The organism is Ruegeria sp. I1, assembly GCF_056532675.1.
The window spans coordinates 422594-438117 of record NZ_JBQFNM010000002.1 but is presented as its reverse complement, the minus strand read 5'-3'; the positions used below and the strand labels follow the sequence as shown (position 1 = coordinate 438117).

The window sequence follows — 15524 nt, the reverse complement described above, 5'->3', positions numbered from 1 at the left end:
AATCCTATTGGTAGATTTCAGGGAGCAATGTGGTTGAAACTGCGGGTACATACGCGATCAACAGAACCACAATCAGCATGGTCAAGACAAAGGGAACGGCACGGGCTGCGATTTTTAGGATTGATTCTCCGGTTATCCCGGAAACAACAAACAGGTTCAGGCCAAGCGGCGGGGTGATGAAGCCCACGCCCAGGGCGGTGATCATCATGATGCAGAACTGAATCTCGTTCATGCCGATATTGTCGGCCAGAGGTTTCAGGATCGGCGCAAGGATCACGATGTTCGGCGTTGTTTCCATCACACAGCCTGCCGCGATCAGGATGCCGATCATCAGCAAGATCAGCAAGTACGGGTCATCGGTCAGATTGGTAACAGATGTCACAAATCCCTGCGGCACACCCATGATCGCCAGCGCCTCGGCCAATGGGGCCGAAAAGGCGATGATCGGCAGGATCACCCCGTTGACCTTGGCCGAGCTGACCAGCATTGACGGGAAATCGGCCAGTGTCAGCGTGCGCAGGATGAAGCCCATGATGATGGTAACGACAACGGCGGTCGCCCCGGCCTCGGTGGGGGTCAGACGGCCCGAGAAGATGCCGTAGAAGATGATGCCCGGCACGATGAAGGCGTACCAGCCGGATTTCAGTGCCTTGCCCAGATTGGTCAGCCACTCACCCATCGTCATCATGCCGCCGCCCTCGTAGCCGTAAAGACGGTTCATGATGATATTGGTAATCAGGATCGAAACCAGAATGGCCAGACCGGGGATCAGCGCAGCCAGGAACAATGTCGAGGCAGATATACCCAGCACAAGGCCAATGATGATATAGGCAATCGACGGCGGGATCAGGATGCCGGTACAGGCCCCCGCCGCAACCAGCGCACAGGCATAGGGACGCGGGTAGCCGCTTTCGACCAGACGGTTGATCGTCATCCGGCCCACGGCAGCAGCACCTGCCGCGTCCGAGCCCGAGATCGCCGCGAACATGCCGCAGACCAGCACGGTGGCCGAGCCGAAGCCGCCCTTGGCGAAACAGGTCAGCGCCTCGGCCACGTCCAGAAACTTGCGCGATAACCCGGTGCGCACGAGCACATCCCCGGTTAGAATGAACAAGGGCACAGCAGTCAGGGCAAAGGCATCAATGCCGGTGAACAGGCTTTCGCCCACGAGGCTCAGCGGCAGGTCGCCGGACATGACAAGCATCAGGATCGCAGCAGACCCGATCGCCGCCCAGACGGGCACTGCCATGGCGATCAGACCCACGAACAGGATCACGGGCAGATAAAAATCCCAGCCCAATTCGACCGTTTGATTGAGGGTATTCCAAAGCATCTCAGATCTCCTCAGTCAAACAGCTTGTCGCCTTCGAAGACGGGCGTACCGTCACGAAGGGATTTCAGGTCGCGCATCAGGGATTGGATCAGACGCCAGATCATCAGCGCAAATCCGGTTGGCACTGCCATCAGGAACCAGACTTTCGATATACGCAGCCCATCAGTGACCGAGCCGAACTTCGCCGAGACATGCACCGCCTCGTATGACCAATAAAGGGCGATGATCGCCACAACGAACATCACCAGATCGCCGAAGATATACAGTAATGCCTTAGGGCGCGGCCCGAGGTAATGCATGATCACATCGATGCGGATATGCGCGCGTTCCTTCACTGCGGCGGCGGCTCCGATCCATGCGAGGTAGATAAAGGAATACCGGACGATCTCTTCGCCCCAGATCGAGGAATAGGCGAAAATCTCGCGTCTTAGCACCTCGATTGCCATGGTGATGACCAGCATCACGTAGAACACCAGCAACAGCCAACGCTCGGCGTCCCGGTCTATTTTCTGAAGTACAGTCATGTCCGGTTCCAATTCTTGGCAGCACTTCAGAATGCGGTCACGATAACCGCTTCAATATGCTGCTTATTGTGGTGCAAACGGGTGCGCTGCGGCGCACCCGTTTAGATCGCCTTAGGCGTCGTGGACGTAGTATTTGCCCTGCGTACCGGCTGCTTCGACCAGTTTCTCGAAGTTGTCCATCGATCCGGCCAGCTCGGTCTTGAACGGATCCCAGTCGGCGTTCTGATAGCCGCCTGCGTCCTGCCATTCGGCCAGTTGATCGTCGCTGAGTGAGTGGAACTGAACGCCCGCCTTGTTCAGCTCGGCCATGGCATAGGCGCGCGCTGAAGGAACCTTGGACAGGTTCTGGTGGCTGGTCATTTCCGAACCCCACATGATGCCTTCCTGCACATCGGCGGGCATCGAGTTGAACCATTCCAGGTTACAAGAATAAACCTGACTGTCCGGAACTGCCTGCGTAAAGGTCACATGGCTGAGGATGTCCTTGAAGCCAAAGACAAACAGCGCGCCCACCGATGGGTCAAGCGCATCGGCCACGCCCTGCTTGATGGCCGAGGGGGTCTCGCCCCAGGCGACAGGCGTCGGGTTGGCACCGACCATTCGGTAGTATTGCTGCAGCATCTTCGAGCCTGGCACGCGGAACTTGATCCCACTCATATCGCCGGGCGTGATCACGGCATCGCCGCCTTGACGCACTGCAACCACGCGAGGATCGATGACGACATAGAACAGCGCCTTAAAGCCCGCAGCCTCGACTTTCGGGTGAACCTCATTCTTCCAGGTGTCAGAGTGTACTAGATTGGTAAAGCGCTGGTTCGAGCCGCAAAGATACGGCATGTTGATCAGGTCAACCGTCGAGGCAAACGGCGCAAAGTTCGACAGCGAATGCTGCGCGGCCTGAATGGTTCCACCCTGCACTTTCTGTACAAGTGAGCCACCTGCGCCCAGCTGACCACCCGGCGCCAATTTGACATAGACTTTGCCGTTGGTTGCATTTTGGATGTTTTCCTTCAGGTCCAACTGCATGATCGGATAGCTGCGCGACGCGCCCAGCACATAAGCGGTTGCAACGGTCATCACATGATCGGCCGCCTTTTCACGCTCGCTTTCTTCCTTGGCGGTTTGTGCTGCGGCCTCGGATGACCAAAGCACCCCGCCAGCGCCCGCGACGAGGGCGGCTGTGAATGCGCCACTGGCGCTCAGTTTCAGGAAATTGCGGCGCTCCGCGGACGCCAGATCGTTTTTGTCGTTGTGCATTAAGTGCCCTCCCAAGCAGAAAATTCAGCCGCCGTTTTCGGTATCGCGGTCAGCCTCTTTTTTCAGAATTGCGACAACGAACAGGATCGACGCCGCGAACAGGACCAACATTTCTCCGACATCTCCGAAAACTGCAGCATTGGCGAAGGCCCCCAAGGCAACGTTCGCAAAATAGATGACGAACACGACAATCGAGGCTGCAAGGAACATTTCCGGGACTCCCTATAGAATCGGCCCATCTTCATTTGTAAGCGCTTACATCGCAAATGCAAGCGCTTACATTGATGCTTCCCCCAGACCCTCGAACAGGATAAAGTTCAAAGAAATCGAAGTTTGAGTTTGAAAATGCCAAAAACCCGGTCAGCGCCTACCTTGGATGATGTCGCTAAAAAGGCAGGCGTCTCTACGGCCACGGTGTCCCGATGCCTGAACGACCCAAAGCGCGTGGTTGAGGCGACGCGCACCCGGGTGATGACTGCGGTTTCAGAACTGGGCTATACCCCAAATTTCGCAGCACGGGTGATGGCCGCAAAACGATCTTTCACCATCGGCGCTATCATCCCAACGATGGAAAATGCAATATTCGCCAGAGGGTTACAGGCTTTTCAGGAAGAAATTCACAACCAGGGCTATACCCTTCTGGTGTCCAGTTCGGCCTATCAGCCCGAGGCTGAAGAAGAGCAAATTCGCACCCTCGTCGCGCGCGGGGCAGATGGGCTCTTGTTGATCGGCCATGATCGTGATCCGCGCATATTCGACTATCTGGATCGGCAGAAAATTCCGGTCGTTGTCGCCTGGTCTTTTGCCCCGAACCAAAGCGCCCCATCGGTTGGATTCGACAACCGTGAGGCAATGCAAACCCTCGCAGAACAGGTGATAAAACTTGGTCACACGCGCTTAGCGGCGATATCTGCGTTTACGCAAGGCAATGACCGCGCGCGGTTCCGGATCGATGGGATAAGGGACGCAATGCAGGCAAAGGGCCTGCCCGAGGCGTCGTTGTCCGTGATCGAAACCACCTATGAAATCGAAAATGGTGCTGCTGCTTTCGAACAGCTGATGTCCCTGCCCCAACGCCCGACCGCCGTTCTTTGCGGCAATGACGTTCTGGCCGTCGGTGCAGTACGTCAGGCAGAAAAGATGGGCATCTCTATACCGGATGAAGTCTCGATCACCGGGTTCGATGACATCGAATTGGCGCGGATCATAAGCCCATCTTTGACCACCGTGCATGTCCCCCATCGTGAAATGGGTCGCAAAGCGGCAATCGAACTGATTGATATGATCGAAACAGGCTCAACCGGCCAATCGCTGCGGTTGGAAACCAATGTGATCAACCGCGAGTCATTGGGCCCGGCTGTCTGACTATTTGCCCATGATCGACTTGCGGCGTTCTTGCATACGCTCATTGGCCTCAACCGTGCCGTCATGGAACGATCCGAACCATTTATCCCAAGGTATCTCAAGCGAGCCGTAGTTACATTCGAAATATCGATGGTGCATTTGGTGGTGGAACGTGCCCAGGGCCAGCCTGTTTTTGTCTTTGATCACCAACCCCTGAAAGCCCGTATGCGTCGTCACCGCTGTCAGCGTGTAGTATTGCAGGTGGAAGATGATGTGCAGCGGATGCGCGCCAACCACAAAATGGATCAGCACCGAGCCCAGATAGATCGCATGTTCCGCCGGATGCATAGACAGCCCGGACCATGGCCCTACATTGACGTTCCTGTGGTGGACCGCATGGATGTGTTTGTACAGAAAAGGGATGTGGATCAGCCTGTGAATCCAATAGAAATAGAAGCTTTCCCAAAGCGGGATCAGCAGGAAGATCGCCACAAACCAGATCGGATTTGCCCCCCATGTCACCAGCGGGACATAGCCATTTGCCAGCGACCAATACATCAACACTTCGTAGGCAGACCAGAAGAACACTCCTGACCCTAACGTCCAGAACATGTTGTCGCGCACCTGCCCGCCCAGGGTAAATTGCTTACCCTTCAGCATCAAAGGCCGAGGATCATATTTTAGCTGGTCCCCCTGCGCCGAGTATTTGTAGAACCACAAATGCAGCAGCCCCGCGATACAAAAGATCAGAACCAGATTTCGAACATAAATCTGCGCGATCCACCCGATCTCTAGCTGCGCCGCATCCTCCAAGCTGGGGCTGAGCCACAGATAGCAGGCACAGGAGATTGCAAGGATGATGAGCTTCTAAGAAATCAGAAGCCAGGATCCCCAAACCCAGCGCAGCATAGAAAGCGGTCTGAGCGGCCACCTGAAAAAGGGGGAAACCTGTATCGGAACCTCTGGGATATGGTTCCAGCCTTTCAACTTCGGTTCAGACATCTGCGCCATCCCGCTGCGTATGCGTGTCAGTCTGGCACGAACCAAGCCGTGGACAAAGGGATTGTTCGGTTCTGCGCCTGCTCTTGCTATGCGGATTCGAGCGGCAAAACGCGAAAGTCCTGTTCGATCCAGCGATATCTGGTGCAGATTGGGTCACAATAGTTTTGCTTGATCAGTTTGCTCAGCACGCGGTGTATCAGCATCGACGTTGAGGACGGATAGACTTCGGTCGTGAACAAAGACACGGTGCGCGCAAAGTTTCTGCCGGGAAAGGGCTGCACGTTGATGTTGTCGTGAAACCTGCGCGCACGTCGAAAGCTGGCGGCGGTGGTCACGGCCCATCCACTGCCTTCGGCAACCAGACCGGCGATGGACTGGTTGCACTCTAGCTCGAACCGGTTGGGCAGATTAATTTTACTGCGCGTCAGCTGAATTTCGATCTGCTTTCCGATCGTGTAGTCGCGGGAATACCGCAGGAACGGTAAATCAGCATCTGGTTTCAGAACGTCTTCTACCGTGCCGGAATAGGTCTTTGGCAGGATGACCAGGAACGGATCGCGTAGCAACGGGTATTCGATCAGCCCGTCTGTCCGGCCCGGTGGGCGTGTGGCAACACCGGCATCCAGCTTATGCTCCTGCAACTTAACAATGATTTCATGGCTCGGACGGGTGAAATGCCGAAAGTTACACCGGGGAAGCGTCTGCGCCAGATAGCGGAACAGTTCCGGCGCGACCTGGTTGTCAAAATCATCAACCAACGCCAATCGCAGAGATGTGGCGTGCAGCCAGTTCCCAGACCGGATTTCCGCCTCGCCCCGTTTCAGTACGGTCAGCCCCTCACGCACATATCGCGCGAACACTTCGCCTGCAGGGGTAAGGCCCATCGGGCGGCGCCCGTGATCAACCAGATCGATCCCCAGCGCGGTTTCCAGACTGCGCAGATGGTTCGAAACGGTACTGATCGACAACCCCGTTTCAGACGCCGTTTGCTGGATGGATCCGGACTTGGCGATCAACTGGAACACCTCCAGCCAGCGCAAACTTAGCGATTTCGACATCCGCGTGTCTCCTCCCGCCTCTCTGTTTCGGAAAAACCGAAACAGAGAATCGCAGAGACGGCAATGCGGAAGTTGAATTTGAGGGCAAGAAGGCGGCTTAAATTGCCAAATTGCGCAATTTAGTGCCTAGCTCCGCATTCGCTCAAACTGTGAATCATAGGGCGAAGGCGCGATGATCATTGCGTCAACTCGCGTTCCACACATGTCGATTTCGTGTTTGGTGCCGATGTCGGCACAGTCGGGCTCGACAAAGGCATAGGCTAGGTTCAGCCCTGTCCGATGCCCCCATTCGCCCGACGTCACCGTCCCGACCACACGCCCCATTTGCATCACGGAGGCCCCGCCATGTGCTGGCGCTTGGTCGGTTTGCACAGCAAGCGTCACGAGGCATTTGGACGGCCCTTTTTCGCGCCGCTCTACCAAGGCCTCTCGCCCGATAAAATCACCTTTCTGAGGTTTTACAAACCGGGCCAAACCGGTCTCATAAGGATCGAATTCAGTGATCAGATCGGCTTTCCAATGCAGAAAGCCTTTCTCCATTCGCATCGACTCGACCGCGCGCGCGCCAAACAGGCGCATATCAAACGCGCGCCCAGCCTGGCGCAAAGCTAAGTATGCGGCATAGAGCGATGAATTGGGTACATGGATTTCATAGGCAAGCTCGCCCGAAAAACTCAAGTTCATTACCGTCGCGGGTGCAATACCGACAAAACACTCCCGCACGCTGAGCCATGGAAACGCGTCTGCTGACCAATCACCCCGGGCACATCCGGCCAAGACCGCGCGGGCATTTGGGCCTGCCAAAACAAGGATCGTCTGGTCGTTGGTCAGGCTTCTGATCTGCACATCTTCGCCCGCGCGCAGATGCTGGTTGAGCCAATCCATGTCATGATATTCGCTGGCCGCCGCCGAGCCATACCAGACGCGCGCAGGGCCGCGATCACTGGCGGGCAGGTTTGCAACCGTCGCCTCAGCTTTGATCATTCCGTGATGGTTCAGAAGGTATCCCAGCCCCACCCGGCCTTCGCGTTTCGTCACCGTGCCGCAGAACATGCGGTCCAGAAAGGCATGGCGGTCCGATCCGGTGATCTCGATCCGGTTGAACCCATTCACCTCCGCCAGTCCAACATTGGTTTGCACGTTCTGGACTTCGGATGCGACGATGTCGAAGCTTTCGTCAAAGTCGAAACCGAGGGTCGGTTCGAACTCAGGATGGGGTTTGATATAGTCGACGCGTTCCCACCCATTCACCACAGTGAATTCCGCCCCTTCCGCCGCCAAAACCGGGGTTAAAGGCGTGGTTTTGGCCGGACGTCCCGCGGGGCGATGTTCGTGTGGAAAATGAAATCGGAATTCGTTTTGATAGTCCTCAATGGCTTTCAGCGCCGTAATCTCGACATTGGCATGACCGGTGAAGCGCCGCGGGTCGAGACACCAGGTGTCATAGCAGGCCTCGCCATGCACGATCTGTTGAGCCAACAGCCAGCCGTGCCCGCCCCCCTCGCCCAGGCCAGCGCGTAGGCCGATAATACAGAATGCGTTGCGCTTGCCGGGTATCGGCCCAACCAAAGGCGCACCATCTATCGTGTAGGTGATCGGGCCGTTAACGACAGTATGAATACCAACCTCCATCAGGGCGGGCATCCGGGCGAAGGCCCCCTCCAGAACGTCCGTTACGCGGTCCAGATCATCTGGGCATAAGGCGTTGACGAAATTTGGATCAATCCCGTCCATGCCCCAGGTTTTGCAATCTTGTTCGTAAAACCCAACCAGCAAGCCGTTCTTTTCCTGACGGCAATAGTAGTCGCTGATCGGACATCTGAGCAGCGGCATCCGGTGGCCTGCATCGCGAATGGCTGCGATCTCTTCTGTCAGGAAATACTGATGCTCCATCGATGCGACCGGGTGCTGAACCCCCATCATCGCGCCGACTTCGTTCACGCGATAGCCGCAGGCATTCACGACGATGTCGCAGTCGATATCGCCATGTTCTGTCTGCACGGTCCAGGTGTCATCGCTGTGCTGGACCAGCCCTGTCACCGGTGTATTGCGATAGACCTCAGCCCCTGCCTTGCGGGCACGCCGCGCCAGAGCCTGACACAGTTGCGCCGGATCAATAGCGCCATCCAGCGGATCCCACAGCCCTCCGGCCAGATTGTCGGTCGAAATCAAAGGATGCCTGCGGGCGCATTCCTCAGCATCGATCACCTCGAAATGGACATCCATACCCCGCGCCATCGAGGCGAAATGGCGATAGCCTTGCATTTGCGCTTCGGTATTGGCCAGCCGAATGCCCCCATCGGCGTGGTGGTAGTTGATCGGATAATCCGGATCGTCAGCCAATTCCTTGTACAAACGGATCGAGTGGGATTTCAGCCCAACCATCGTCTGGTTCATGCCGAAATTCGTCACCTGCGCGGCAGAATGCCAGGTGGTGCCCGAGGTCAGCTCATCCCGCTCGACCAGAACCACATCGCTCCAGCCTTCCTGCGTCAGGTGGTACAGGGTCGAACATCCGGCGATCCCCCCTCCGATCACTACGACTTTTGTGCGTGATTTCATCGCGCGCTCCCTCCTGCGTCTTTCAGATGGTGGCGACAAACCCGACCTGTCAGCAACGCAGGTTTTGCGAGTTTGAAAAAATCGAAACTATGGTTTTAGATTTCAAAAGGCTGATTTCTGGTTTTGCGGGAAACAATATGTGAGTTTTACGGTGGGTCCAGATAAGACAAAGGAACGCCCCCGCATGGCATCGGATGGAAACAGAAGAAGCGGCCGCAAGGCGCGCCATGCGCAACGGGCAGCCAAGCCCGAGGTTGATCCCTGCGCTCCCGGTCAGGTTGGGGGGTATTACAAACCACTGACCGAGGGCGAGATTTTCCGGATTTATGACACCGCACTTCGCCTGTTGGAAACACTCGGAATGGGCGAAGTTCCGGATCGGCTGCGCAGGGATCTACTGGCGTCGGGCGCATTGAAGACTGAACGAGACCGCGTTCGGTTTCCGCGCAGCATGGTTGAAAACGCAATCGGCACAGCCGCCAAAACCTTCACCCTACATGGGCGGGACGAGGCCCGCTCTATCGAAGTCGGTGGTGATCGGGTGTTTTTTGGAACCGGAGGCGCTGCGGTTCAGACACTGGACCTTGAGAGCGGTGTTTATCGCCCGTCAACTCTTGCCGACCTGCATGATTTCACCCGGCTACAGGACACACTGGCCAATGTCAGTTGGTTCACCCGATGCTGCGTGGCAACGGATGTGCCTGATGTGTTCGATCTGGACGTGAACACCGCTTATGCGCTGGTCAAAAACACCACGAAACCCGTCGCAACCTCATTCACCCTGGCCGAGCATGTGGCCCCGATTGTCTCGCTATTGGATATCGCAGCAGGAGGCCCCGGTGCGTTTTCCAAACGACCGTTCCTGAAGGCACATATCAGCCCCGTGATCTCTCCGCTGCGATATGGTGAAGATGCGGTAGACGTTGTCTATGAATGCGCCCGTCACAACATCCCGATGTCTTGCATCACTGCCGCGCAGGCCGGAGCAACCGCACCCGCTACGCTGGCCGGGTTTCTGGCACAATCACTGGCGGAAACCCTGGCCAGTCTTGTGATGGTCAACACGATCCAGCCCGGCTTTCCCATGGTGTTTTCAAACTGGCCCTTCATCGTCGACCTACGGACTGGGGCCTTTGCGGGCGGCAGCGGCGAAACCGCCATCCTGAACGCCGCCTCGGCCCAGATCATCAATTGGCTGGGCCTGCCCTCGGGCGTTGCAGCCTCGATGACCGATGCGAAGGCGATTGACGCTCAATATGGTGTCGAGAAGGGCATGACCTCATTGGCGGCGGCTTTGGCGGGCGGCAATCTGATCTATGAAAGCTCAGGCATGACCGCATCGCTGCTGGGCGCGAGTTTTGAAGCCTTTGTGCTGGACAACGAAATGCACTCTCACACCTATCGCGCGCTGCGGGGGATCGAGGTCACCGAAGAAAACCTTGGCTTCGAGGCGATCTGCCAGTCGGTTCTGGGCGACGGTCATTTTCTTGGCAGTTCTCATACATATGAGGCGATGGAGCGGGACTATTTCTACCCTGCCCTTGCAGACCGAACCGAGCCGCGCACATGGCAAGAGGACGGTGCAAAGGACGCCTGGACCAACGCCCGCGAACAGGCGATCGAAACCCTTCAAACGCACCGCCCGGCCTATCTGACGCCCGAGCAGGACGCGGAGATCCGCAAACGGTTTCACATTCTCTACTAACCCCAAACAATCGATTGGCGGCACGCCGCCAGCCGGTTAGGGTCGCAGGAAGATTAGGATCAAGGGGTCACCATGGCAGACGCTTTTTTTCAACCGGTATCAGCGATGGAGCTTGCGCGATTTGCGGGTGTTCCAACCTTCATGCGCCTGCCGAACCTGACACCCGAACACGAGCGATTCAAAGACGTCGATCTGGCACTGGTCGGCATCCCCTGGGATGGCGGCACGACAAACCGGCCCGGCGCGCGGCATGGTCCCCGGCAATTGCGCGACTATTCCACCATGATCCGCGCCATGAACCCGGTCACCGGCGTCAGCCCGTTCTCCTTGGTGAACTGCGCCGATCTGGGCGATGTTGCGCCCAACCCGGTGGACATTGACGACACGCTGGGTCGCGTGACCAGCTTCTACAGTCGTCTGGTGGCAGATGGCATCACCCCGCTTACCGCTGGTGGGGATCACCTGACGACCCTGCCCGTCCTGCGCGCCTTGGCATCGTCTGGCCCGCTGGGGCTGGTCCAATTCGACAGTCACACCGACCTGTTCGATACCTATTTCGGCGGTCACAAATTCACCCACGGCACCCCGTTCCGCCGCGCGGTCGAGGAGGGTCTGGTCGATCCTAAACGCTTTGTGCAGATCGGCATTCGCGGCACCGCCTACAACACCGAGGATATCGAATGGGGCGAGGCGCAGGGTATTCGCATCATTCGCATCGAAGAGCTGTTCGACCGTGGCATCGACGATGTCATGGCCGAGGTTCGACAGATTGTCGGTACTGCACCAACCTACTGCACCTATGACATCGACTTTGTCGATCCGACTTATGCGCCTGGCACCGGCACGCCGGAAATCGGCGGCCCCAACAGCTTTCAGGCGCAACAGGTCATTCGCCAAATGTCCGGCGTGAACCTTATGGGCGCGGATTTGGTCGAGGTCGCCCCCCCGTTCGATCCAAACGGAGGCACCGCGTGGTTGGGGATTTCGCTGATGTTCGAATTGCTCTGTGTTCTGGCACAGGCCGTGGACGCGCGCCGCTAACTGACGTTTTCGGCAATCATCGAAATCATCTCGAACATCACCGCCGCCGCTGTCAGCGCGGTGATATTGTTCGGGCTGTCCTTGGTGGGCATCATACAGACCACGTCTCCTCCGATAATGTTCAAGCCGCGCGCGGCATGCAGAAGGCCCACAGCCTCATCAATATCGAAACCCTTCTCGCCGGGTTCCAGATTGGATACCGCAGGCGCAACGGTCGGGTCGAGGCAATCCAGATCGAAGGTGATATAGACCGGACGGTCGCCTAGCACTTCGCGCGTTTGCGCCAACACATCAGCAAGACCGCGCTGCCGAAACTCGCGCATTGTCACGATGTTATAGCCGTAGTCATAAGATGGCTGGAGCCAGTCCAGACTGCGCGGATGCCCCCGTAAGCCAATCTGCATGGATCGGCTTGGATCAACCTGCCCTTGATCAGCCAAATACGCGCCCCAATGCGCGGCCGATTTCTTGGCGCCCAGGAAGTGATCCACTTTGGTAAATACATCGGTATGCGCGTCAAAATGCAGAAAGCTCACCGGCTCGCCCCCCGCCAGCTTGCCACAGCCTAGCGCCTGAACAATTCCACCGGTGATCGAATGATCGCCACCAATCGAAACCGGGCGCGCACCTGCTGCATCAATATCTTTGTAGAACTTGGTGATCTGCTCGATACAGGCTTCGTTATCATTGGCTCGCGGAAACGGCACATCGCCCACGTCTGCGATTTTCGCACTGGTCCACGGGTCGATCTGAAACAGCGAATGAACCCTACGCTGTACGGCCGAGACATGGCGCAACGCGCGCGGGCCCAGGTGCTGGTCCCGTTCGGTGGTGCCATTGCCTGTGGAATGGGGCACACCCGCCAGAGCGATATCCTGACCTTCAGGGCCAATATTGGGGCAGCGAAACAGTGTTGGCACGCCCCACCAATACAGGTTGTCCATCATGGACTGTTCGTAACGATCCACCATTTCGCTCTCCCTCACAGAAAAACGCCCCCGGCGGGAACCGGGGGCGCGCATGTTCAGATTTTTTCGTCTTCTCGCCGGAAGGCCCCCTGTACGATCCGGTCGATGACCATTGCACAGAACAGGATGGCAAAGCCGCCCAACAGACCCGGACCCTTGGCGGCGTATTGCAGTGCCTCAAGGATTTCCTTGCCCAGACCTCCGCCACCGATCAGCGAGATGATCACGACCATCGACAGGCACATCAGAATGGTTTGGTTTACCCCTGTCATGATCGAGGGCAAGGCCAGCGGAATTTCCACATCCTTCAGCAACTGCCATTTCGAGGCACCAAAGGCGACTGCAGCCTCTTTGATACTGTCCGGCACTCCGCGCATCCCCAGCGCCGTCAGGCGGATCACGGGGGGCATACCAAAGATGATCGTGGCCAGAATGCCCGGCGGATTGCCCGTGCCGAAGAAAGCGATAATCGGGATCAGGTAGACGAAAGCGGGCAGTGTCTGCATCAGGTCCAACACCGGCTCAGCTGCGCGATAGGCGCGCTTCGACTTGCCGAACCAAATGCCCAGTGGAATGCCGAACACGACACACAGGATCACCGCTGCACCCACCAGCGCAACCGTCTCCATCGCTACATCCCAGTATCCCAGCAGTGCGATATACGCCAACGACGCCGCGGTGAAGATCGCGACCCGAGGACCAGCCGCGCGCCACGCGGTCACGCAAATGACCAGCATGACCACCGGCCAAGGTGATCCGATCAGCGCAATGGTCAGCGCATCCAGAACCGAACGGACACCTGCAACGATCCCGTCAAACACATCGCCCCCAGCGGCGGCAGCAGCATCGATCCGCGCCTCCATCCAGTTGGCAAGCGCTGAGAACAAGGTGCCTCCGCCCTCACCCAAGAACACAGCGGACACTTCCTGTTCTGGGAAGGCATCAAGCAATGGCAGCGATGCATTTACAGTGAACTTATAAACGATCAGCGGGCCGATCGCGGCAATCAGGATCGCCCCCATTATGATGTTTCGGGTCGAACGTCCGCTTTCAACGCTGTCCGGATTGATCCGCCAGTTGGAATACTGCTTCTCGTAAATACGGTCGGCATAGAACCCCTGAACCACCTTGAAGACAAGCAGCATCAGAAGTCCGGTCAACAGGATACCCGTCGCTTCAGACTGCGCAGCAAGCGCGCGTTCAAGGCTGGTGTCTGCCGCTTTCTGGATGTTCTCAGCCAATTTGGTGAAACGATCGATATCAGCCTGCGCGGTCGCTTCAGCGGCCCGACCAAGCAACTCGTCCGCGCGTTCCTGCTGGCGCGCGGCCCGGTCGGCGAAATCCGCGCCGGGATTGCCCCAGGCACCGCGTCCGATCTGAACCCAGGCGATGATCTCAAGGATCAGAAAGGTCCAGAACATACCCCAGATGGCCCGCGAGGCCGACCAGAACGGCCCTAGAACGGCAGCCCAAAGGTTGAACGTATTCGGGACCGGGCTGGTTGCGTCGTGGATCTTGTGAAACGCATTGACGTAATAGTCGCCGTTCGGCCCTGCGAACTCGTGGATCGATTGATCCAGCGTCTCGCGGTCGACTTCGATATCCGAGGCGGCGGTGACTTTCATTTCCATGGCTGTATCAGTCATTTTTGCCCCCCTGAATTCCGCGCAGCAGACGCGGTTTGGTTACAACACCCACGTCTGCACCTGCGTCTGTGATGACCACTGGCATCTCGGTGTTGACGGCCAGATCAATCAGTTGATCGAGATCTGCGCCCTCATCCGCGCGGGGGGCACCATCCAGCGACCCCGAATAGCTGGCGACCGGCTCCATGATTGAATGCGCCTTGACCAGTTTCAGTTTCGAGATGCCTTGCACAAACTCGCGCACATAATCGTCTGCCGGGTTCATCACGATATCTTCCGGGGTGCCGATCTGAACGATGACACCATCCTTCATGATGGCGATCCGATGGCCGATGCGAATGGCCTCGTCCAGGTCATGCGTGATGAACAGCGTTGTCTTCTTTAACTGCGCCACTAGCGCCTTGAATTGATCTTGCAACTGCAACCGGATCAGCGGGTCGAGGGCCGAGAAAGGTTCGTCCATCAGCAGAATTTCAGGGTCCGAGGCAAGCGCCCTTGCAATCCCCACACGCTGCTGCATCCCGCCTGACAGCTCTTTGGGCAGGCGGTCTTCGTACCCTGTCAAGTCCACAAGACCCAGTGCGTGATCCGATACCGCCCAGCGCTTGGACTTGGAAACTTTGCGGATTTCCAGCGGATAGGCGACATTGTCGCGCACTGACCGGTGCGGCATCAGCGCCATATGCTGGAACACCATTCCAATCTGTTGCGCCCGGATGCGGCGCAATTCGTTCTCGGAAATGGCGGAAACATCCTTACCCAGAATTTCGATCTTGCCCGCGGTGGGCTCGATCAGGCGATTCACATGCCGGACCAGAGTGGATTTGCCTGAACCAGACAGACCCATGATACAAAATATCTCACCGCGCGAGACTTCGAAACTGGCATCCTGCACACCAACCACGCAGCCATATTGTTCCAGGACTTGCGCTTTGGTCAGCCCTTCTTTCAGAACGGCGTCCATGGCCTCGGCAGCGCGATTGCCGAAGATTTTCCAGACATTTTCAAGTTTTACGACAGATTCGTCCATTTGCCCCCCATGAAGGCGTCGTTGCGCCAGGCAGATAGGAAATGGGCCGCTGCG

At 57.3% G+C, this 15524-nt stretch carries 12 protein-coding genes and 1 pseudogene; 3 read left to right on the top strand and 10 right to left on the bottom strand.

Annotated features, from left to right (window positions below; genetic code table 11):
• Positions 1-4 precede the first annotated feature (4 nt).
• The 4 genes from ACR0DH_RS05980 to ACR0DH_RS05965 form a co-directional block, all read right to left on the bottom strand.
• Entirely contained in the window at positions 5-1333 is a 1329-nt protein-coding gene (locus ACR0DH_RS05980; RefSeq protein ID WP_480547809.1) for a TRAP transporter large permease, read from the bottom strand.
• Positions 1334-1344: 11 nt separating this feature from the next.
• Positions 1345-1857, bottom strand: a complete 513-nt coding sequence (locus ACR0DH_RS05975) for a TRAP transporter small permease (protein ID WP_170532422.1) — start codon at positions 1855-1857, stop codon at positions 1345-1347.
• 111 nt (positions 1858-1968) lie between these two features.
• Positions 1969-3114: a TRAP transporter substrate-binding protein gene (locus ACR0DH_RS05970; protein ID WP_480540916.1), complete on the bottom strand. Its 1146-nt coding sequence runs from the start codon at positions 3112-3114 to the stop codon at positions 1969-1971.
• 24 nt (positions 3115-3138) lie between these two features.
• Positions 3139-3324: a hypothetical protein gene (locus tag ACR0DH_RS05965; protein ID WP_170532418.1), complete on the bottom strand. Its 186-nt coding sequence runs from the start codon at positions 3322-3324 to the stop codon at positions 3139-3141.
• A 135-nt stretch (positions 3325-3459) separates the two neighbouring features.
• Here ACR0DH_RS05965 and ACR0DH_RS05960 point away from each other — a divergent pair, with 135 nt between their 5' ends.
• Positions 3460-4479, top strand: a complete 1020-nt coding sequence (locus ACR0DH_RS05960; protein ID WP_480547808.1) for a LacI family DNA-binding transcriptional regulator — start codon at positions 3460-3462, stop codon at positions 4477-4479.
• Here ACR0DH_RS05960 and ACR0DH_RS05955 read toward each other — a convergent pair.
• From ACR0DH_RS05955 to ACR0DH_RS05945, 3 genes and pseudogenes are all read right to left on the bottom strand, one after another.
• Positions 4480-5460, bottom strand: a pseudogene (locus ACR0DH_RS05955) (sterol desaturase family protein).
• A gap of 86 nt (positions 5461-5546) precedes the next feature.
• Positions 5547-6518 (bottom strand): LysR family transcriptional regulator, encoded by a 972-nt coding sequence (locus tag ACR0DH_RS05950; RefSeq protein WP_170532415.1) that lies wholly within the window; start codon positions 6516-6518, stop codon positions 5547-5549.
• A gap of 126 nt (positions 6519-6644) precedes the next feature.
• A complete protein-coding gene (locus ACR0DH_RS05945; RefSeq protein ID WP_480547806.1) occupies positions 6645-9080 on the bottom strand; it encodes a GcvT family protein in 2436 nt (811 codons plus the stop codon).
• A gap of 184 nt (positions 9081-9264) precedes the next feature.
• Here ACR0DH_RS05945 and ACR0DH_RS05940 point away from each other — a divergent pair, with 184 nt between their 5' ends.
• Together ACR0DH_RS05940 and speB are read left to right on the top strand one after the other, a co-directional pair.
• On the top strand, positions 9265-10785 hold the full coding sequence (locus tag ACR0DH_RS05940; RefSeq protein ID WP_480547805.1) for a trimethylamine methyltransferase family protein: 1521 nt from the start codon (positions 9265-9267) through the stop codon (positions 10783-10785).
• 72 nt (positions 10786-10857) lie between these two features.
• Positions 10858-11826 (top strand): agmatinase, encoded by a 969-nt coding sequence (gene speB, locus ACR0DH_RS05935; RefSeq protein WP_480547804.1) that lies wholly within the window; start codon positions 10858-10860, stop codon positions 11824-11826.
• On the opposite strand, the gene ACR0DH_RS05930 is transcribed toward speB, so the two are convergent.
• From ACR0DH_RS05930 to ACR0DH_RS05920, 3 genes are read right to left on the bottom strand one after another with little or no spacing between them, the layout of a single operon-like run.
• A complete protein-coding gene (locus ACR0DH_RS05930) occupies positions 11823-12797 on the bottom strand; it encodes an arginase family protein (protein ID WP_480547803.1) in 975 nt (324 codons plus the stop codon). The genes speB and ACR0DH_RS05930 overlap by 4 nt on opposite strands.
• 53 nt (positions 12798-12850) lie before the next feature.
• Positions 12851-14440 (bottom strand): ABC transporter permease, encoded by a 1590-nt coding sequence (locus ACR0DH_RS05925; RefSeq protein ID WP_480540904.1) that lies wholly within the window; start codon positions 14438-14440, stop codon positions 12851-12853.
• Complete coding sequence (locus ACR0DH_RS05920; RefSeq protein ID WP_353008051.1) at positions 14433-15470, bottom strand: quaternary amine ABC transporter ATP-binding protein; 1038 nt, start codon at positions 15468-15470, stop codon at positions 14433-14435. The genes ACR0DH_RS05925 and ACR0DH_RS05920 overlap by 8 nt, the downstream gene beginning before the upstream one ends.
• Positions 15471-15524 lie beyond the last annotated feature (54 nt).